This is a genomic window from Syntrophales bacterium, from assembly GCA_026417625.1.
Classification (GTDB): Bacteria; Desulfobacterota; Syntrophia; order Syntrophales; family UBA8958; genus JAOACW01.
This window is the reverse complement of record JAOACW010000012.1, coordinates 24852-46255: the sequence shown is the minus strand read 5'-3', so window position 1 is coordinate 46255 and position 21404 is coordinate 24852. Positions and strand designations below refer to the sequence as shown.

Sequence of the window (21404 nt, the reverse complement as noted above, 5' to 3'; positions counted from 1 at the left end):
AAAAAGCATAGCCATAAGCCCCATGAAGACGAGAAAGCAAAACAGGGGCCAAAAAGAGATGATGGCACCAAGAGTAAAAAGGAAGATTAGGACATATAGGGGAAAGGTCAATAGATACATCATCGCATTTGCTCCTACGGAAGGTTAACACAGGCAATGGCGGAAAACAAGGTACAAATTATAATAAGTGCGGTGAATATGGCGAATGCGGCGATCGAATCCGCCCGCGCCGCATTGAATCAATATAGGCAGACGCTGGCAGAGATCAACGGTACAGCGGCGCAGACAGCCAATACTCTCCGCAATTTGATCGCAAGCGTAGTTGGAGGTGGCATCTTCGCCGCGGCGATCCGGTCGGGCTATCAATTCAACGCAACGATTGAAGATACTCGTGTGGGACTTGCATCTCTCATCTACGCCATGAATGAATTTCGCGATGCGCAAGGACGAATCGTTACAGGACACGAGGCATTTAATGCCGCCTTAAAAGCAAGCGAAGAAGTGCAGATTCGACTGCGTCTTGCCGGCCTCGAGACGGCCGCTACATATGAGCAGTTAACAAAGGCATTCAGTCAGGCGTACGTTCCCGCAATCCAGGCCGGATTTGACGAAAAACAGATCGTCGATTTCACCGTGGCTGTTGTGCAGGCCGCGACGGCCATGCGCATCCCTCTCGATATGCTCGGCGAAGAGGTGCGCTCAATTTTGACCGGTACCATGCAGGCGCGCACGACTTTACTCAAGCCGCTCATGGATGCTGCTGGTCTTACGAATGAAAAGATTCAGGCACTTGCCGCTTCCGGGAAACTGTACATAGCGGTCATGGATGCTCTGAAAGGTGCATCTTTAGGTGCTTCTGTCGCGGCGAATAACTTCAGTGTTCGTCTTTCCAACCTGAGGGATGCGATGAGCCAGATATTGGGCAGGGCGCTCAATACCGGTTTTGAAAAAACGAAATCGCTCATCCAGGAAGCAACGAATTGGCTCGTCAAATTCAATAAAGAGACCGGGGAAATCAAATGGAATGAAAATATTGTGTCGGCAATTAAAAAACTTGATGAAGTGATTTTTTTGGTGATCGACAGTATCAAGGCCTTGTCTAAGACCATATGGGAGTTCACGCAGGAGCATCCCATAATCACAGAAATTGCTCTCAAATTCGCAGCCCTCATCGCGATTATCGGTGGCGCAACGGTTGTGTTGCGCAGCTTTGCTGGACTTTTCATCTGGCTCAAAGCAACAGCGTTAGCGAATCTCGCATTCATTGTGTCACTCTTCGGTGGTCTCATTGCGACGCTAAAATCCATCACCATTGAGGCAGGTATCGCATCCGGAGCTTTTACAACGCTATCTGGCACATTAACGGTATTAGGCGCAGCAGCCGGTTTAATAGGCGCCGCATTTGCAGGCTGGCAGTTGGGGAAGATCATCTCTGATATTGAAAATGCCGGCCGTTCCATAGGTGAGTGGGTACAGGCCGGCTATGCGTATATAGATAAATTCCTCGCCCACAATGACCTTTATCCCCTCTGAGATCATTTTTCAAAAAGTAGACAAAAAAAAGGCGTTTCATGTTTCAGAAACGCCTTTTTTTCCGTGGTGGGCCGCACAGGAATCGAACCTGCGACCCGCTGATTAAGAGTCAGCTGCTCTACCTGCTGAGCTAGCGGCCCACATATTATCCTTTTTTTGGCGCGCCCGGTACGACTCGAACGTACGACCAACAGATTCGAAGTCTGTGACTCTATCCAACTGAGCTACGGGCGCCCAATATTCTATACATAGAAGGTGAGTGAAGGGACTCGAACCCTCAACCTCCGGGGCCACAACCCGGCACTCTGACCATTTGAGCTACACCCACCGTATTATCTTTTTCTGGTGCGCCTGGAGGGATTCGAACTCTCGACCCACGGATTAGAAGTCCGTTGCTCTATCCAGCTGAGCTACAGGCGCACTCACTATTCTAGAAACGCAGCTAATAACTTGATATTGTACTGTTTGTCAAGTTTAAATTATCAACGAACATAGCCCACAATTCTGTCAAAACGGTAGCCTTTTTTCTGAATATTCTCACCGTGCGGTGCTGTGGTCAAAAAACAACTTCCCGTTTTTGCGTGCAACCATCTGTAAAGAGGCTTCGTATGTGGCAATTTTGTAACCCCAATGTTCCCCATAGGATAGGCTGAACGAAGATTAACTCTGATACGTTCACTTCCTGTTAAATCCGCTGAATAACAGTACCCCCCCCATTCGGTCGCAAAACGGTACAAAGTTTTTGTTCCGGGAATCTCTGCTGGGAAAAGGAAAAATGCCACTCCCTCTTTGGCAAAGTTCCCCGCTCGAATCAATTTCTCCTCCTCATGAGTTCCGATGGTATACAGATAATCACTGCCGTTGAAGTATCGGTAAACTGCAACGAGCTGCGCTCTTTTATCAACAACCTCACCGTAGACTTCCATTAAAAAATCTCCACCATTCGACTCAAAAAGAATTTCTCCCCTGAAAATACCCGGCTTCATCTTTCTTGCGTCCAAAGTAACTGTCACAAAATCAACTTCTCTGGTAGTAACTCCCTCATCAGGTAAGATAAACATCGAACCAGAATGAACAGATTGAACATGAACACCCTTAACAACCACTCCCTCCAGAATGTTCTTGCCCTCTTTTGGAATAATTTCGATAATCAGAGGACCATATTGGACGTTATCACATATTACCACTTCACCTCTTTCCTTAACCTCCGAGATTGTATTTATCTCCCCCACAAAATGACCATTTAGAGAAACTGCAAACTTACCGCCTTCACTGTCTTTCCAAAACAACAGTTTTGCCCCATTCCCTGAAATGTTGAGTTTCATAACACATCCCTTAACACCTACTGGATAACCTCCAACCTCACCCCAACCACCCAACAACGTGATATGATCCGCCAAACTCGACGAAACTCTATAACTTCCACTACCCTTAACTTCACTGTTGTACAGACTGATAATCCTCGAATCGGGCATGGCAACAGATTTGTCCTTCAGCACTCTCCCATGCCATTTAAGTATTCCTCCGCCCCTATTGGTAATCTCAAACCTTCTTGAGACTTGGGCATCGTTAGGAATCAATCCGAAGTCAAGGACACGAGGCTCAACCCCTATCTCTGGCTCTGCTTCTGACATGGAATTTACTTTTGGTAAAGTAACCGAAGGTGCTTCTCCACATCGCCCGTCCCTGGGAAAAAGGGCGATGAAAATCAGCAAAAAAACACAAAGAATAACCTTCTGGCTCTTATAAAGAAACAATCTGATCATCATCCAGATTTAAAAATATATACTTGACAGTCAATAAACTCCCACTATAACAAAGCTCACCTTAATTAAACGCATAACGAATGTTACAATAAGACAGAGAAAAAAGGAATGTTAAAATACCTCTTGGCCTTAAAGAAAATAGAAGGTCTTGGGAACCTAAGCATAAGGACCCTTATAGATAATTTCCATGATCCCGAACGAATATTTAATGCCCATTTTGAGGAGCTCATTCAGGTGCCTGACATAGGTGAAAAAATCGCTTCCAAAATCTTGTCTTTCCAGGGATGGAATTCAATTGATAAAGAGTTGAGTTTATTAGAAAAACTCGGTGTGAATGTAATCCCTTACTGGGACGAGAACTATCCGGAGCTCCTTAAAAATATATACGACTATCCTGCCTTCCTTTACGTGAAGGGTCAACTTATGAAAGAAGACATATGCATTGCTATAGTTGGTTCACGACAGGCATCTGCCTACGGAAAATTTACCACTGAAAAAATTGCCAGAGAGCTTGCACTCCAGGGTATAACTATCGTCAGCGGCATGGCCCGAGGGATTGACTCCGCCGCGCATTACGGTGCACTATCTGTTAATTGCAGAACAATTGCTGTTCTTGGTTCGGGTATTGATGTCATATACCCACCCGAAAACAAAGACCTCTACAACAAAATTACAGAATTTGGCGCAGTGATCTCCGAATATCCTCCTGGCACACCTCCGATTGCTGCTCATTTTCCAGCGAGAAATAGAATTATAAGTGGCCTCTCATATGGGGTGGTTGTGGTTGAGGCTTCAGACAAAAGTGGCTCACTTATAACAGCCCGTTTTGCACTTGAACAGGGACGCGAGGTTTTCGCCGTACCCGGAGCCATAGATCATCCGGGATCCCGAGGAACAAACAAACTCATCAAGCAGGGAGCCAAACTGGTGCAAAATATCGATGATATTATCGATGAGATATCACCTATGATAAAAGAACACCCTGCACTCAGAAAGAAAACGGATGTTGATCAAAAAGGAGAGCTAAAAGAGTTACCTGCCGATCTCAGTGAAGTGGAAAAGATGGTTATGTTACTACTCAGTAATGAACACCCACTTCCAGTGGATACAGTCATTCAGAAAAGTGGATTCAGGGCTAATGAAATATTAAATGCCCTACTTATACTTGAACTCAAAGGACTAGTAAAACAACTGCCAGGAAAACGCTACGTGAGAGATCATTAATTATGCCCAACTCTCTTATTATTGTTGAATCCCCAACAAAAGTTAAAACTATAAGAAAAATTGTCGGAAATGATTTCGATGTCCGGGCAACGATGGGGCACATAAAGGATCTGCCAAAGAAAAGCTTGGGCATAGATATCAACAACGGATTTGAACCAAAATACACAACCATCGAGGGTAGAAGAAAAGTTGTAGAAGAACTAAGAAAGGCAGCACGCGGTGTGGATCACATTTACCTGGCACCGGATCCCGACAGGGAGGGGGAAGCCATAGCCTGGCACGTAGCTCATGAAGTGGGCGGCAATGGCAAAGTCATCCATCGTGTGCTGTTCAACGATCTAACAAAGAAAACAGTACTAGAAGCACTTAAAAACCCCCGTTCCCTAGATGTGAATAAATATGAAGCGCAACAGACAAGAAGGATACTCGACCGGTTGGTGGGTTACAAGATAAGCCCTCTTCTGTGGGAAAAAATAAAGATGGGTCTCTCTGCAGGCAGAGTCCAATCTGTAGCGGTTCGCTTGATCTGCGAACGAGAGGAAGAGATACGTGCTTTCAAACCTGAGGAGTACTGGAATATATTTGCCAAGCTGGAAGCTCAAAACCCACCACCCCTCGAAGCAAAACTCATCAGAATAGACAGAAAGAAAGCCAGAGTTCAAAACGCCGAAGAAGCACAACGCATCACAGAAGAGGTAAAAAACCTCACATTTACAGTTCTTAAAGTTGACCGCAGAGAAACAAAACGCTCTCCGCAACCGCCATTCACAACAAGCAAACTGCAGCAGGAAGCGGCAAGAGCTCTTGGATTTTCGGCAAAAAAAACCATGAACCTCGCACAACGTTTATATGAAGGTGTGGAATTGGGACCGGAAGGTTCAGTGGGGCTCATAACTTACATGAGAACGGATTCGGTGCGAACTGCCGATGAAGCGTTGGAAGAGGTTCGAGAATACATAAAGGCAAACTACAACTCAGAGTTCTTACCGCCAAAACCCGTCATTTACAAGAACCCATCAACAGCACAGGATGCACATGAGGCGATAAGACCAGCGTCTTTGAAATATAAACCCCAGGACATAAAAAAGTACCTCTCCACGGATCTCTACCGCCTCTACCTCCTCATATGGAACAGATTCATCGCCAGCCAGATGACCCCGGCTCTGTTTGACCAGACAACGATCGATTGTATAGGTGGACCTTACATTTTCAGAGCTCAGGGATCCATCATGAAGTTTCCGGGATACACAGTCATTTATCGGGAAAGCAAGGATGAAAATGAGAAAGATGAAAAAGAAGAATACGAGGATCTCCTTCCCGAGTGCAGCCCTGGTGAAACACTGAAGCTTCTTCAAATCAGAACGGAACAGAAATTCACCCAGCCGCCTCCACGCTACTCAGAAGCTACTCTTGTTAAGGAGCTTGAAGAAAAGGGCATAGGTCGGCCAAGCACTTATGCTACCATTTTAAGTACAATCCAAGAGCGCCATTATGTGCGTCTGGAAAATGGCAGGTTTGTACCAACAGAGCTAGGGATGCTCGTGACTAAGATTTTAGTGGAACACTTTCCCCGTATTATAGATGTATCTTTCACAGCCCAGATGGAAAACGAACTTGACCAGATAGAGGAAGGAAAACTTTCGCGTATCGAAACACTCACACGTTTCTACAACACCTTTGAACAAGAACTGAAAAAAGCTGAGGAAACAATCCAAAAGATAAAGCTTAAAGGAACACCGGTTGAAATAACGTGCGACAAATGTGCTCACAAAATGACAATAAAATGGGGTAAAAACGGGGAATTTCTTGCGTGTTCTAATTTCCCAAAGTGTCGTAACACTATGAATTTCACACGTGACAGTCAGGGAAATATTGTGCCGGAAAAAACGGAGAACATAGAAACGGAACACAAATGCGATAAATGTGGAAAACCGATTATACTAAAGAAAAGTCGCTTTGGAACCTTTCTGGGATGCAGTGGTTATCCAGATTGCAAAAACGTGGTCAGCCTAAAACAGAAGCAAAATGTCCAAGCTGAGCAAAGCGAAACGTGTGAGCTGTGTGGCCGTCCCTTTGTATTGAGGAGAAGCCGTTTCGGGACTTTTCTTGGATGCAGCGGCTATCCTGAGTGCAAGAACATAAAAAAGATAACCTAACCATGTTCACACAGAAAGTTCACATCATTGGTGGTGGTCTCGCTGGATGCGAAGCTGCATGGCAGCTTGCCAAAAGAGGACATAAAGTTCTACTTTATGAAAGGAAGCCCCTGAGTTATTCACCTGCGCATAAATCTCCTCACCTTGCAGAACTGGTCTGCAGTAACTCCCTAAGGGCGGCTTCGATAGAAAACGCTGTGGGTCTTTTAAAAGAAGAGATGCGCAGACTTGGTTCTCTTTTTATGGAAGCCGCAGATGCTACCGCTGTTCCTGCCGGAAAGGCGCTTGCTGTTGATAGAGATGCTTTCTCTAAATACATCGAAAATCGCCTGATGGAACTATCACTAATAACGATAATTAGAGAGGAAGTGACAGAAATCCCATCCGAGGGAATTGTAATTCTTGCCCCTGGACCCTTACCATTGGATGCCCTTGCCAGAGCTATAGAACAACTCACGGGAAGCAGTTACCTGTATTTCTACGATGCGATATCGCCAATAGTGGAAGCCCATTCAATTAATATGCGCAGAGTATTCAAAGCCTCCCGATACGGTGAAGGGACTGAAGAAGATGGTGACTATATTAACTGCCCTCTCAGCGAGGAGGAGTACCTCCGCTTTCGCGAAGAGGTGCTAAGAGCAGATAAGATGCCCCTTCGTGAATTCGAGCTTCCCATTTATCTTGAGAGCTGCCTGCCGATCGAAGTACTTGCCGAAAGGGGGGTACTTACACTGGCACACGGTCCTATGAAACCAGTGGGTCTTATTGATCCAAGAACAGGAAAGCAACCTTTTGCTGTCGTTCAGCTAAGAAAGGAAAACAGGGAAGGCACCATGTACAACATGGTTGGTTTTCAGACGCGACTTACCTGGCCAGAACAAAAAAGAATTTTCCGAATGATTCCTGGACTTGAAAATGCTGAATTTGCCAGGTTAGGTAGCATTCACCGCAATACTTTTATCAATTCGCCAGCCCTGCTTACAGATCATCTACAGCTGAAAAAACAAAAACGCATCTATTTTGCCGGTCAGATTTCAGGCGTTGAGGGTTATGTGGAATCAGCGGCAATGGGTGGACTGGCAGGTATTTTTGTAGCTGCTGAAATTGAAGGGTTCGAACTGCCTACTCCACCCAGAACCACAGCTCACGGGGCACTCATACATTACTTAACCACAGCAAATCCCAAGAACTTTCAACCCATGAATGTCAACTTCGGCCTCTTCCCCCCCTTACCTAGGAAAATTAGTCACCATTCAAGGGGCAAATTTTACAGTGACCGCGCCCTTAAAGACTGGCAAGAGTGGCTCACCGAGATAAGACCGTGAAATGTTGGTTATGGAAATTCACTTTGGTACCCCGATGATTTCAAAGCTCTCCACTATACCGGCCGCAATTATTACACTTGAACCTGTTAGAACAGCACCCGTATTCGAGCGCATCGTGGCACACACGGAGTTATTCCCAACCTTTGTTTTTCCAGTCTTGTAAAGGACGAGTCCTATTGCCTCTTTGGAATTCCTAAGTTGCTGGAAAGAACTTGCTAGTTTCGCATAAGATCTAGACTCGTTCATCCTATTTACGAACTCTTCAAATGGAGGCGAGAAATCGGGGGAATCATTTACAAGAGCGATAACTTTCTTTATCTTGTCCTTTACAGTGCTTCCTGAAAAAGCTGCTTTAATATCAGAGCTATTCACAGATCCGTTAAAATAGATCCTTGACTGAAGTTCTGAGAAACTCGCAATACCAAAATTAATTGGGCCTCCAACATAGGTGAGATCTGTTCTTATGGCTACTGGAACGCTTGTATTTGTGTAAAAATCAGCACATTGTCCGGCTTCTGCCGCAGAACCTCCAACAAATGCATCTGCATAGAAATTGAACCATCCATTTGTTCTGTAAGCACGAGCCCATGCATACGCAACACCCGGTTCCTTAGTCCATTTGAACTCCCTGCTGAAGGGAGGAGTTATCACCATAGTTTTTGCATTTGAACGTTGGACAGTAATATCGATTTTTCCGTCACCTTCATCTCGCGCTAGCCACCGGTCAATCAAAAAGACGTCTTCCCCTCCCTGTTCTAGATTCCTAACCCTGATAAGTGTGACGTACCATCCTGGTTTTTTCCCGGTGTTATCATGCCTTAGCCTTATCGTATGAATTGATCCGTAGTTCCTATCGAGACTGAAATATATTTTATTCCATGAATTGCGTTCAAATAAGTCAATGTTACCCGATGGTGCCTTTATTTCAGGCGAAATGCCCAAATCGCCATGAAGGGTAATGTAAACGTTCGCATCAGTACCCGCACCCTCTACATCTCCAGTAACAAAAGTGATTTCATACACATGCATAGACTGAGGTGGTGCAGATCCTGATCCTTCCTTTTTTCTCCATTCAGACGGGGTCGTTACAGAAGGCACCCTTTTATCCTGTCCTTTTGACTGATCAGATTGCACAGAGTCACCAGGAGTTGACGGCCTCTTTTTCTCCCTTTTGTCCGTAACGGTTGCAAAAGATGGTGTCATCGTTATAAAAACGACCAGCATAATCATGAAAAAGCACACAAATCTTCTCATAAAAACCTCCTTGAATAAGTCTAAAAGCCTGATCCTACTTTTAGATTGTTACCACAGTGACTTATAAACGCAACTACAATATTTTAATTCCCTCCCATTAGGGGAGTTCCTATCTTTCCTTATCACTCAAAGAACATTGGCAAATGTCAAAACTAAATGCTATTTGTAAAAAAAATAATCCAAAAGGAAAGGAAAACAAGTGGGGCATAACCCTGAAAAATGTGCCCTTTGCAGTTCACAAGAGAGAAAGATACTTGTGGAAAAGCCACCTTGGACCGTTTACGCATGCACAAAGTGCGGTCTCGGCATTCTTTATCCCCAACCTACAGAAGACGAACTAAAAAAAATATACGCCGAGGAATACTTCGAAGAACAATACGGTAAACAGATCGAGCCTGATTCGCAAGAAATGAAAAAACGACTCCGACAAGAGCAGCACCGTTTACGTTTCTTCAGAAGTTTCAAAAGGAGAGGCCATATCCTCGATATTGGATGTGGCATGGGATATTTTCTTCTTGCTTGCCGCAATGCCGGATATGAGGTAACGGGTTTGGACGTTTCTGAAGATGCGGCAAGATTCTGTCAGAATAAGTTAAAAATAACCGTTTTAGTTGGCAACATAACAAAAATAGACCTTCCAGATAAGCAGTTTGACGTGATCACAATGTGGCACACCCTCGAACACACCCACGACCCCAGAGGATACTTAAAAAAAGCACATAAATTGCTAAAAGATGACGGGATTATTGTAATAGATGTACCGAACTACGAGGGAACGGATGCTAAAATCGCAAAAGAAAAATGGAAGGGTTGGCAACTTCCCTTCCACCTGTATCATTTCACCCCCGGCTCTATTCTCGAGCTTCTCAGACAGGAAGGATTCGTGCCTTTAAAAACAAAAAATTATCTTTCCGAAGAATGGAAAGAAAGACTCATGCGTTTGCCCCTGGGCTTCATCTATGCGAGACCTATAGCAAGATTATTCTCAGGCCACAGTTTCGCGGTACTCGCAAAAAAGAACATATGATTTTTTGCAGAAAACCCGGATTACCTCACCGAATTCAACCGCAGAAAGACTTACAAAAGTAAGACAAAAAAGCTAAAAAACTCTTTAACAATCACTGTTTAGCAGTGGTTTTTTTCAATTCTTCATACCACAAAGTATGTCTGTGCTTCACATACTCTTCGTCAACGTATCCTGTAAACATACTCCTAAGAAGAGGCCAATTTGCCTTAAAAAGCAAAACCACACCCACATGAACAACAAAAGCTAACATAAAAAGCAAACCGAACAAGGTATGTATAAGGGTATTCACTGTTTCGACCATTGGTGGGAGAATGACCCATTCCAGGTTTTTTAAAACCTTTATAATCCCCGTTCCTGTTAAAACCAATATGACAAAACCCATTCCCACATAGGCAATTCTTTGTTCAGGAAGGTACTTTTCTGAAGGTGGTTCTTCACCAAAACCAAACATTGCTTTAATAACTTTAAGACCTCTTGAAACATCACCCCTCTTCGGTAGAAGACCGAATTCTTTCCTCAAACCATGAAACACTATATGAAACAACACAGCAGATACAAAAACAATTGAAGCTACATAGTGAACCATTGTTACATTGTTAAAATCCGCTGTCCATCCCAGCCCAGGAATTTCGGAAATAAAATACCTCTTGTAGAGAGGCAAACACCCAAGACCGGTAAACAGAAGAACTATACCTGAAATAGCAACGCTCCAGTGTTCTAAAAGCTCAATAAGAGAGTGCCTTTTGATCTTAGCCTTCATCGTGCTTTGCCTCCTGAGGACTTTTCTTAAACAAAACTGCTGCAACCACTGCCCCCACAGTTGAGATTAATCCTGAAGCTAAAACCACTTTGCCAATGGGATTAAAGGATTTTTCAACTCTGTTTTCAACCCCAACAGGCAACATAAACCTCTCCTTTTTTGCTTTCAAACCTTCATTTATAGCCTCAAAGGGGACTTGTGAAAGATACAGTGTGGATGTTCCACCATTTTCTCTCTTTCCATATACACACAACCCCTCTTCTTTAACTCTTCTCTGGGCAAGCTCGAACACATGCTTCCTTTCACCAAAAATAAACACAGCTTTTTCACCAAGTCTTTCCCGACAAGCTATGACACAAGCGGGTTCCTGACCTTCCTTTATTCTATCTTTGCAAAGGTCACATTTGTACATTACCCCGCCGCCCGCATATTTTGGCAGAATCTCTAAATAGATCCCTACACCAGCCTGTCTCTGCGGTATATGCCAAGGGCATACATCCCTGCACTTTGCACCCCCAAAACACAGTTTGTCGTTTATCACAGAATTGCCTTCCGGCTGTTTTGTCAAAGCACCAAAAGGACATCCCCTCACGCATGGAGGATTATCGCAGTGCATGCACCTTCTTGGAATGTATATCTCATGAGAATCTATACTGACTCTTTGAACGAACAGCCAATTGTAAGGAGTTAAAGTGTCAACTTTATCCCTTTTATCTGACCAGTCCTCATAAAAATCTCTAGGCCAGTAAGGTGGGATCGGTTTCTTTGGTTCGGGAAATCTATTTTTATTATAGTCTCTACATGCCTTCACACACCAATGTACTGGTTCGTTCTTACAACCATCACATCTGGTAATGTCAATTATCGTTGCGAACTGCCCTCCAACGGCATTCACCCTCCCACCGCCAAGAACAAAGGAAAGAAAAATAGATGATGACAAAGTCATAAAACTCCTTCTTGAGAGTAGCATGTCTTTTCCTCCGCTAACTATTAATATCCACGCATTTCTACGTTTTACCAACCCGACAATTAAAGACCACAAATGTTTTAAACTTAATAGCCGATTTCATATACCACATCGAAAAGAAAAAACCGAAAAACATTTAACAGACTTCGATACAACACATCTCACCCTCTGACACATCTTGAAAGACATCTCATGTTGATTAACTTCAGCAATCAGTATAAAAACAAACAAAAGAAAGAAGGAGGGTAAGATGGCTCTTAGAACTAAAGAAGCGTACTTCGACAGCATAAAAAAACAAAAAGTGGAACTCTACGCCTTAGGGGAACAGATCTACGACCTAACCTCTCATCCACTGATAAAGCCGGCGCTAAACGCCATCGGCCTTGTCTATGAACTCTCCCTTAAGGAGGAATACAAAAATTATCTGACGGTCTGGTCCCCATTTATTAAAGACACGGTAAACCGTTTCTTACACATTATGCTGGACAGGGATGACTTAGCAAAAAGGTTTAACATGGCGCGATATTTCGTGCGCAAACACGGTGCCTGCATTGGTGCTCGCTGTGTCAGTACCGCCGCATTAAACAGTCTTTACGCAGTCACGTTTGAAATGGACCGTGAATTGGGTACTCCATACCACGGCAGATTTCTGGAATTCCTAAAATACGTGCAGAAAGAAGATCTAGCCGTATGCGGAGCGATGATGGATGTAAAAGGAGACCGGAGCCTTAACCCAGGCAGTCAATCCGATCCCGATTCATACGTGCACATCGTAGAGAATACGGAGAAAGGTATTGTAGTAAAGGGAGCAAAAGCAAGTATATCAGGAGCTGCAATTGCCAACGAAATAGTCGTAGTACCCTGTACTGCCCTCGGACCCGGCGAGGAAAGCTACGCGGTGAGTTTTGCCATACCGACCGATACACCAGGTGTCATCCACATAGCCGAGGCACCAGCACCCAATATGAGACGTCTCGTGGGAGAGGAAATGGATTTCGGGAACGCTCACTACGGGGTACACGGATCAACACACGTAATTTTCGACAATGTCTTCGTGCCAAAAGATAGAGTTTTTATGTGTGGAGAGTGGAAATTCGCCGGTTCTCTTGTCAACTATTTCGCTCTTCTTCAAAGGCTAGCCACTTCGGGATGCAAAACGGGTCACAGAGATTTACTCATTGGGGCATCAGCCGTAATCGCTGAGTACAACGGGGTTGGTAAAGCTAGACATATACAGGAAAAACTTAACGAACTCTACTTCCATAGTGAGCTTTCAGCAGGATGCGCACTCGCCTCTGTATATAAAGCCTTTAAAAGCCCATCGGGCGTCTATTTCCCCGACTCCCTCTACATAAACGTCGCAAAATTGCAAGGTGTAAAGGCCATTTGGGATGGAACATTCAAGATTGCAGACATTGCAGGCGGTTTAGTGTGCACGGCACCTACCGCTCGAGATTTTAAGCATGAAAAAATCGGTCCTATTTTGAAAAAGTATCTAAAGGCGAAAAATGACGTTCCCACAGAACACCGTATAAGAATGATGAGACTGATTGAATATCTGAGTGGCCAAGCATCAGTGATCCCCATTGAATCAACCCACGGTGCAGGATCTCCCCAAGCCCAAAGAATTGCAATACAAAGTGCCCTCTCTAAAGTCCTCGATCAACTGAAAAGAGACGCCCGAGTAATGGCGGGTATAGAGACTGAAGTGTAACGGACACACCTTCTTCACCAGTTCCGTCAGGAGGTAGCAGCTATGATATCAAAAATACCTTTCGGCTGACACGGAAGACGATTAGTTCTAACAAAAAAGGTAGTCTTCCCAAAGGGCAGAAACATTATGCCCGGACTTCGCTGTACTCCACCAAGATCACATCACAGAGTAGAATAAAATGCCCATACCCATAAAGCTCTTTGCGATGTGTATCTCAGCGAGAGTTGAAATCGTAACCGATCCCAAGAAGTGCGTGAACAGCACTGTTCCACAGCTCTGAGTGACCATCCTTCACAGGAACCCGAACCCATGATAGGGTGAACTTACCCTCCGCACTGAGGAAAAGATTCTTACCGATATAGAGCCTCTTCTCCAGAGCTACCTGAGCTGTTGGACCAGAAATGTAATACCCATCTATGATGCCCCCACTCTGTTCAAAGGTTTTACCGTGGATTGTGCTCTCAGGGTGAGTGACAACGACACCTCCACCGAGCCGGCCGATGAACCAGGGGAATAACCATGCGCGGTTAACCGTAAGTAGGTTGAAACCATGGGTTATGCTGAAATGTTCAACTCCAGGAGGGTTATTTTTTAAATACAGCTTATGATGAACAAGCTCCAATTCCCACGAATTTTTTTTGTCCCATAGGCCGGCACGTAATGACCAGTACACAGGCGTTTCAAAGGCCTTTGTGTCATACTTGGCGTTGAATCGCACGGTATCAGCACCATCCTGGCGAATCACATGTCTCGTTTTGAAATTGTACGCAGTACCGCCAAATACCTGTAGACACAACTTATCACCTGCAAAAGTGTATCCCGGTAACGAAAGGAAAAAAATTATAGCAAACAGACGGAAAAATGTTTTCACACTTTCACTATAAGACACTTTTTGAATGCATAATGAATCTAAAAAAGAAGACATGTCAAGTTAGTATTAGCCTTTAAGCCAAAGACAAACTAGACAAAAGGAAAGTAAAATACACAAAACCAGAACAAAGCCAAAACTCAAAGAACGTAACCTATGAACGGAAATGATCGGGGCGGAGGGATTTGAACCCCCGACATCTTGCTCCCAAAGCAAGCGCGCTACCAGGCTGCGCCACGCCCCGATTAACCCTTAACTATTAGTCTTTAAAAAAGATTGCAAGTATTTTTTGAATTGTTTTACCGCCTGAGCCCTGTGACTTAATCTGTTTTTTTTCTCTAAAGGCAACTCCGCTGCGGTTAAACCCAGCTCGGGGATGTAAAACAATGGATCGTATCCAAACCCTCCATTTCCCCGTGGTTCCTCCGCAATCACACCTCTCCAACGACCTTCGAATGTTTTGTGCTCACCATTGGGATGAATAAAAACCAAAATACAACGGAAAGTTGCTCCCCTTTTATCAAACGGAACTCCCCTCAGTGCCTCAAGAAGCTTTCTATTATTATCCTCATCCTTTGCACCCTCACCTGCGAATCGGGCAGAAAGTACACCCGGTGCTCCTCCAAGGGCATCTACCTCCAGTCCTGAATCATCTGCAAGTACCCACTCCCTGGTATAGCGGGCAACTGTTAAACCTTTTTTGAGCGCGTTTTCGTAGAACGTACATCCATCTTCTTGAATCTCCGGACAGTCAGGATAATCCCTTAGGGATTTAACCGTCACCTGAAGATCGGCTAACATGAAACCTATTTCTTTTATTTTACCCTCATTACGGGATGCCAATACTATCGTCATAATTAATTTAAGTAACCCAAAAATTTTCTTCTACCTATACATAAATCTCCAGGCCCCTCGCCAGATGAAGCGCGTTAATTGACACTCTCGCTACCTCAAAGATCCAAACCATACGCTTCCCATTTTGATAATCACCTAACCACTGGAGGTTTAAATATTTTCAAACCTCAAACACCCAGCGACAAATGACACCTTACTTCTCACTAGTGAGAATCATAATTCTCTGTCAACGTTTAAGATACTCTACAAACCCTTTTGCCAGGCATCTGGCAATTTCATGTTGATATTTCGGATCAAGAATTTTCTTCCTATTCCCTTCATTCGTGGCAAATCCAACTTCAACGAGTACTGCAGGCAACGTTACTCTTTCCAGCAGAGGGATCGGTGCCTCCCTTAACCCCCGACCTTCCTTGGGGAATACCGTATCTAGACTCCTGAGCACTTTCTGGGCAAGCCTAACCGATTCATTGAGGTACTTCGTACGCGTCATATCACTTATTATGTCCGCGGATTCACCACTTCCACCCTTTACATGTCTGAACCCGGGAAAGTAAACTTCAAACCCTTTGGCATCGCGATAGAAACCGGCATTGATGTGTAGACTGATCATCGCACTAGCGGAGGAGTTATTAATAATCTTCAACCTATCCTCCAATCCCACGTCTATATCCGAATGTCTCGTCAGTATAACATTAATACCAGGAACCTTCTGCAACTCCCTCTGGAGCATTAGGGCTAAGTTCAAAGTTATGTCCTTCTCGTATATCTTCTCAGTAATTCTAACCCCTAAATCCTTTCCCCCATGAGCTGCATCAATAACCACAACAGCTCTTACCTCTGCATGGGTATACTGGGTTAGGGAAAAGCACAAAATAACAGATGAAATAATCAACTTCAGGATAGGAAAAGGTATCACAGAAATCTCCCGCTTTTACACCACACTAAAAGCAAAAACTGTGGTGACATAACTCAAATAAATGGTCCTGTCAATTGTAATGCTTATTATGCCCGGCGCAACCGCTCAACGGAAATAACTGACTTCAACCTCTTTATAGAGGCTACGAGATGATTAAATTGGTTCAGATCATTGACATCTAGCTGAAAATCACAAATTGCCTTTAAATCAGGAGTGGTTTCTACCTCCGCATGACTTATATTGATATCCATAGCGGAAATAGCAGCGCTCACCTCGGCGAGTACACCCTTCTTATCATGACAAATAACACGGACACCTACAGAATAGGTCTGGTTTCCCTTAACATTCCACCTAACATCAACAATCCTTTCCGGATCTAGCTCTTGAATATTGGGACACTGGGCAGTGTGAATCGTCACTCCTCTACCTCTGGACACGTATCCCAGAATCTCATCACCTGGTATTGGGTTGCAACATTTGGCAAAGCGCACAAGGACATCGTCAACGCCTGACAACGATATTCCTAAAGTTGAAGGGGGTATAGTCTTCGGTTTCGCTTTATCTTCCTTTTCTTCGGGCTCCGAAACCTTCTCAGGAAGAAAATGACGGACTATGTGTTTTGGAGAAGCTCGACCATAAGCCACAAGGGCCATGAGGTCTTCCACAGTTTCCACACCGTGTTCTGACATAACTTTAGTCATTTCTTCTGATTTAAGAGCTGATGATAACTTGAGGTTGTTTTTTTTGAACTCCCTCTCTAGTATTTCTCTTCCCAGCTCAGTGTTTCTCCGCCTCTCCTCTGCCTTCAACCAACTCTTAATCTTCGACCTTGCCCGTGACGTAACTGCCCATTTTAACCAATCCTTCCCCGGATGGGAACCAGCCTGAGTTATTATCTCCACTACATCCCCATTCTGAAGTTCGTACTTCAAAGGAACAATCTTACGGTTGACCCGAGCACCAACGCAGGTATGTCCCACCTCCGTATGGATACTGTATGCAAAATCAATTGGGGTTGCTCCCTTGGGAAATACCTTCACTTCACCCGTGGGTGTGAAGACGTAAACTTCATCAGGGAAAAGAGCCATTTTAAGATTGGATATGAACTCTCGGGGAGAGTCGGATTCTTGCTGTACCTCGAGGAGCTCCCGGAGCCTCATGATCTGCTCATCTTCCACACTGAATTTGGATCTCTTCTCCTTGTAGCGCCAGTGAGCAGCTATACCGTGCTCTGCCCATTCATGCATTTCTCTAGTACGTATCTGAACCTCTACTCTCTCACCATAAGGGCCAATTACCGTGGTGTGTAAGGAACGGTAGCCGTTGGCCTTCGGCATAGCTATTCTATCCTTAAACCTACCTGGCACAGGTTTCCACAGAGCATGGATCACACTCAACGCCTCATAGCACGTCTTATCCTGATCGCTATCGAGGATAATCCGGAAAGCAATAAGATCATAAACCTCGTCGAAGTCTATACCCTGACGGATCATCTTAGAATAAATACTGTAAAAGTGCTTCGCCCGCCCTTCCACTTCCCCCTTGAGACCGAACTTCTCGATCTCTCTCGCAATTATCCCTTTAACTTCCTCCACATAGGCGTCCCTCTCCCCCTTTTTTTTAGCCACACGTCTCTTTATTTCCTCGTATGCCTCAGGTTCGAGAAAAGAAAAGGCCAAATCCTCGAGTTCTGTTCTCATCCAGTTTATACCCAAACGGTTGGCTAGAGGGGCATAAATATCCATTGTTTCCCTAGCAATAAATTCTCTTTTGTCCGGTGGATGAAACTCAAGTGTCCGCATGTTGTGTACACGGTCCGCAAGCCTAACCAGAAGCACCCGGATATCCGAGGACATAGCCAGCAACATCTTACGAAAATTCTCCGCTTGCTGTTCCACCCTACTTCCGTAAGGTATCCGACTGATCTTCGTAACACCATCCACAAGCTGGGCAACCTCTGGACCGAATTCCTCCTCTATCTGCTCCAGCGTAGCGAAAGTATCCTCCACAGTATCGTGCAGGAGACCTGTAACAATAGTGGCCGCATCCATCCTCATATCAGTTAGTATTCCGGCCACTTCCATTGGATGGGCAAGATAGGGCTCTCCGGAAAGTCTCAGTTGCCCCTGGTGTGCCCTCGCAGAAAAAACATAGGCTTTTTCGATTTTCTCCAGATCATCCGGAGGAAGAAAAGTTTGTGCCTTGTCTAGAATGTCTGTTATGCGAAGCATTAATCACTCAATGCCTCTTTTACGATCTTTTCCACCTCATTAACAAGTTCTTCGGGGGAAAAAACCTTTACCTCTCCTGTCCTGCGGAATTTTAGTTCCACCAATCCTTCATTTAAGCGTTTGGGACCTATTGTCACCCGCAGAGGAATGCCTATGAGATCTGCATCCATGAACTTCACTCCCGCTCGTTCATCCCTGTCATCGAGAAGCACTTCGATACCTCGGCCAGTCAGTTCATTGTAGAGATGTTCCGCCATCTCCCGAAGCGGTGGTTCATTCACATTAGTAGATATTATTATAACATGGAAAGGCGCTATACCCATAGGCCATATGATACCCTTATCATCGTGATTCTGTTCTATACACGCTGCCACCGTTCTTCCTACACCAATACCATAGCATCCCATAACCATGTAGCGTTCCTGTCCATCCTTATCGAGGAAAACTGCCCTCATTGCCTTGCTGTACTTGATTCCCAATTTGAATATATGCCCAACCTCAATACCTTTTGCAAACTTTAGCTCCATTCCGCAACGGGGACAAAGATCACCAGGTTTCACCACTCGAAAATCTCCAAAGAGAGGTTTCCGAAAGTCCCTACCGAAATTAGCATTTCGCATATGATAATCCTCTCTATTCGCTCCGATAACCATGTTTATTCTGTTCATCAGCGAATAATCAGCATAAACTGGGCATCGGATATTTATGGGACCCACAAAACCTCTCGGTGATCCTGCAACTTCCTGAATCATCTCCTCATCAGCCATTTCCAGAACATCACAATTGAGGAAATTCCTGACCTTTACTTCGTTAACTTCCATATCTCCCCGGATGAGTATCGCGACCGGTTTGCCATCGGCACTGTATATCAATGTTTTTACAATATCATCAGGTTTAACCTTAAGAAATCCACTGACTTCCTCAATAGTGCGGACATTGGGGGTGTACACCTCTTCAAGCGGCAAAAATTCCTCTTCATTTATAAACTTCTCTTCTGGTTTAGCGATTTCCGCCTTCTCGAGGTTTGCCCCATAACCGCAACGTTCACAGTACACCATTGAGTCTTCACCGGTCTCAGCTAAGACCATAAATTCATGAGAAAAGCTACCACCGATACTGCCGGTATCAGCCTCAACAGCCCTGAATTTTAACCCACACCGGGTAAATATCCTGGTATAAGCATCGAACATCTTCTGATAACTCACATCGGCTCCTGCTTCGTCCACATCAAAACTATACGCATCTTTCATGTAGAACTCCCTGCACCGCATAACGCCGAATCTGGGTCTAATCTCATCCCGAAACTTCACCTGAATCTGGTAGAGATTCAGTGGCAACTGCCTGTAAGATTTTACCTCATTACGGACAATATCCGTTATAACCTCTTCGTGAGTAGGCCCTAGACAGTACTCATTATCGCGGCGATCCCTGATTCTAAGGAGTTCCTTACCATAGAGAAACCACCGACCGGACTCCCGCCATAAATCCGCTGGTTGAACCATCGGCATCAACAATTCCTGAGCACCGGCCTTGTCCATCTCCTCTCTTATAATCCGCTCCACCTTTTTAACTACCCGATAACCGAGAGGAAGGTAATTGTAAATACCACTTGCCAGCTTCCGAATCATACCCGCCCTTACCATCAGCTGATGACTGATAACCTCTGCATCCGAGGGAATCTCCCTCAAAGTAGGCAAAAAAAACTGGGAGTAACGCATCTAACCTTTAATCCTCCTTCTTTATTGTAAGTAACTCTCCAATTTCTGTCATGAGAACACACACAAAATCTTCCTCTCTTACACTGCGTATGATTTCACCTTTCTTAAAGAGCATCCCGTAACCCTTCCCCCCTGCAATACCAATATCAGCATGGGCCGCTTCACCCGGACCGTTAACCACACAACCCATCAGGGCCACTTTTATCGGCTCCTTCACGTTAGCAATTCTCCTCTCCACTTCCCTAACTAGTTTTTCCAGATTGATCTGACAACGACCACATGTGGGACACGCAATAACATCCACACCAATTCTACGTATATTTAAGGCACGAAGAATAGCGTATGCAAGTGAAATTTCTCGGACGGGGTCTCCTGTAACAGAAACACGGATCGTGTCACCTATACCTTCCATGAGGAGCGTACCTATACCGATAGCTGACTTCACCGCAGCATTCACCAGAGTTCCTGCTTCAGTAACGCCTAGATGTAAAGGGTAATCCACCTCTGCGCTCAGCCTTCGGTAAGCTTCAATCATCGTAAGAACATCGGAAGATTTTACGGAGAGTTTCATTGCGTGGAAACCCATATCCTCCATCAAGCGCACATGCCTGATCGCACTCTCCACAAGGGCTTCCGCACCAGGTTGACCATACTTTTTTAGAATATCCTTCTCCAAAGAGCCGGCGTTAACACCTATTCGAATAACAGCGCCTGTATCTTTGGCTAGGTTTACCACCTCCCGTATCCCTCCCTTTTTCATATTACCGGGATTTATGCGCACCCCATCAGCCCCCTGCTCTAAAGCAATCAGGGCCAAACGGTGGTCAAAATGGATATCTGCAACAAGGGGTACAGCTATCTTGCTCTTGATAGCACCAATAGCTTTTGCGGCTTTTTCATCAGGAACTGCCACCCTTACGATTTCACAGCCAGCCTTCTCCAATCTCTTAATCTGCCGGACGGTACTTTTTACATCCCTTGTATCTGTATTGGTCATGGACTGCACCACAACAGGTGCATCACCACCCACCTGCACCGTACCAACTTGCAAGGCACGGGTTTTCTTCCTTTTTATGATACCTACCATAAA

Annotated in this window: 16 protein-coding genes and 5 tRNA genes; 6 read left to right on the top strand and 15 right to left on the bottom strand. The window is 44.7% G+C overall.

Features of this window, described 5'->3' with window-relative positions; genetic code table 11:
• The first annotated feature begins 156 nt into the window (after positions 1 to 156).
• Positions 157 to 1533: a hypothetical protein gene (locus N2317_07875; GenBank protein MCX7817406.1), complete on the top strand. Its 1377-nt coding sequence runs from the start codon at positions 157 to 159 to the stop codon at positions 1531 to 1533.
• A 64-nt stretch (positions 1534 to 1597) separates the two neighbouring features.
• Here the strand turns inward: N2317_07875 and N2317_07870 are convergent.
• The 5 genes from N2317_07870 to N2317_07850 all read right to left on the bottom strand — a co-directional run bounded on the left by N2317_07870 (position 1598) and on the right by N2317_07850 (position 3167).
• Positions 1598 to 1673, bottom strand: a tRNA-Lys gene (locus N2317_07870).
• Positions 1674 to 1690: 17 nt separating this feature from the next.
• Positions 1691 to 1767, bottom strand: a tRNA-Arg gene (locus N2317_07865).
• A 20-nt stretch (positions 1768 to 1787) separates the two neighbouring features.
• Positions 1788 to 1861, bottom strand: a tRNA-His gene (locus N2317_07860).
• Positions 1862 to 1876: 15 nt separating this feature from the next.
• A tRNA-Arg gene (locus N2317_07855) sits at positions 1877 to 1953 on the bottom strand.
• A 62-nt stretch (positions 1954 to 2015) separates the two neighbouring features.
• On the bottom strand, positions 2016 to 3167 hold the full coding sequence (locus N2317_07850; protein MCX7817405.1) for a hypothetical protein: 1152 nt from the start codon (positions 3165 to 3167) through the stop codon (positions 2016 to 2018).
• Between the two features lie 240 nt (positions 3168 to 3407).
• On the opposite strand from N2317_07850, the gene dprA reads away from it, so the two are divergent.
• The 3 genes from dprA to trmFO are packed head-to-tail and all read left to right on the top strand — an operon-like array spanning position 3408 to position 8004.
• Positions 3408 to 4523, top strand: coding sequence for a DNA-processing protein DprA (dprA, locus tag N2317_07845; protein MCX7817404.1), 1116 nt, complete (start codon positions 3408 to 3410; stop codon positions 4521 to 4523).
• A gap of 2 nt (positions 4524 to 4525) precedes the next feature.
• Entirely contained in the window at positions 4526 to 6679 is a 2154-nt protein-coding gene (topA, locus tag N2317_07840) for a type I DNA topoisomerase (GenBank protein MCX7817403.1), read from the top strand.
• Positions 6680 to 6681: 2 nt separating this feature from the next.
• On the top strand, positions 6682 to 8004 hold the full coding sequence (gene trmFO, locus N2317_07835) for a methylenetetrahydrofolate--tRNA-(uracil(54)-C(5))-methyltransferase (FADH(2)-oxidizing) TrmFO (GenBank protein MCX7817402.1): 1323 nt from the start codon (positions 6682 to 6684) through the stop codon (positions 8002 to 8004).
• Positions 8005 to 8022: 18 nt separating this feature from the next.
• On the opposite strand, the gene N2317_07830 is transcribed toward trmFO, so the two are convergent.
• On the bottom strand, positions 8023 to 9258 hold the full coding sequence (locus N2317_07830) for a PLAT/LH2 domain-containing protein (protein ID MCX7817401.1): 1236 nt from the start codon (positions 9256 to 9258) through the stop codon (positions 8023 to 8025).
• 256 nt (positions 9259 to 9514) lie between these two features.
• Here N2317_07830 and N2317_07825 point away from each other — a divergent pair, with 256 nt between their 5' ends.
• The gene (locus N2317_07825) at positions 9515 to 10285 is read left to right on the top strand and encodes a class I SAM-dependent methyltransferase (protein MCX7817400.1); all 771 of its coding nucleotides are present in this window, start codon (positions 9515 to 9517) and stop codon (positions 10283 to 10285) included.
• 91 nt (positions 10286 to 10376) lie between these two features.
• On the opposite strand, the gene N2317_07820 is transcribed toward N2317_07825, so the two are convergent.
• On the bottom strand, positions 10377 to 11045 hold the full coding sequence (locus N2317_07820) for a cytochrome b/b6 domain-containing protein (protein MCX7817399.1): 669 nt from the start codon (positions 11043 to 11045) through the stop codon (positions 10377 to 10379).
• Complete coding sequence (locus tag N2317_07815; GenBank protein ID MCX7817398.1) at positions 11035 to 12015, bottom strand: 4Fe-4S dicluster domain-containing protein; 981 nt, start codon at positions 12013 to 12015, stop codon at positions 11035 to 11037. The genes N2317_07820 and N2317_07815 overlap by 11 nt, the downstream gene beginning before the upstream one ends.
• Before the next feature lie 247 nt (positions 12016 to 12262).
• Here N2317_07815 and N2317_07810 point away from each other — a divergent pair, with 247 nt between their 5' ends.
• Complete coding sequence (locus N2317_07810) at positions 12263 to 13726, top strand: 4-hydroxybutyryl-CoA dehydratase (protein MCX7817397.1); 1464 nt, start codon at positions 12263 to 12265, stop codon at positions 13724 to 13726.
• Between the two features lie 214 nt (positions 13727 to 13940).
• Here the strand turns inward: N2317_07810 and N2317_07805 are convergent, their stop codons facing one another.
• The 7 genes from N2317_07805 to ispG all read right to left on the bottom strand — a co-directional run bounded on the left by N2317_07805 (position 13941) and on the right by ispG (position 21401).
• Positions 13941 to 14597, bottom strand: coding sequence for a hypothetical protein (locus N2317_07805; protein MCX7817396.1), 657 nt, complete (start codon positions 14595 to 14597; stop codon positions 13941 to 13943).
• A 167-nt stretch (positions 14598 to 14764) separates the two neighbouring features.
• Positions 14765 to 14838: transfer RNA gene (locus N2317_07800), tRNA-Pro, on the bottom strand.
• Positions 14839 to 14846: 8 nt separating this feature from the next.
• A complete protein-coding gene (locus tag N2317_07795) occupies positions 14847 to 15449 on the bottom strand; it encodes an XTP/dITP diphosphatase (GenBank protein ID MCX7817395.1) in 603 nt (200 codons plus the stop codon).
• A gap of 226 nt (positions 15450 to 15675) precedes the next feature.
• On the bottom strand, positions 15676 to 16365 hold the full coding sequence (locus tag N2317_07790) for an N-acetylmuramoyl-L-alanine amidase (protein MCX7817394.1): 690 nt from the start codon (positions 16363 to 16365) through the stop codon (positions 15676 to 15678).
• Positions 16366 to 16451: 86 nt separating this feature from the next.
• Positions 16452 to 18596: a bifunctional (p)ppGpp synthetase/guanosine-3',5'-bis(diphosphate) 3'-pyrophosphohydrolase gene (locus tag N2317_07785; GenBank protein ID MCX7817393.1), complete on the bottom strand. Its 2145-nt coding sequence runs from the start codon at positions 18594 to 18596 to the stop codon at positions 16452 to 16454.
• A complete protein-coding gene (locus tag N2317_07780; protein MCX7817392.1) occupies positions 18596 to 20314 on the bottom strand; it encodes a proline--tRNA ligase in 1719 nt (572 codons plus the stop codon). Before N2317_07780 ends, N2317_07785 begins: the two co-directional genes overlap by 1 nt.
• Before the next feature lie 7 nt (positions 20315 to 20321).
• Entirely contained in the window at positions 20322 to 21401 is a 1080-nt protein-coding gene (gene ispG, locus N2317_07775) for a flavodoxin-dependent (E)-4-hydroxy-3-methylbut-2-enyl-diphosphate synthase (GenBank protein MCX7817391.1), read from the bottom strand.
• Positions 21402 to 21404 lie beyond the last annotated feature (3 nt).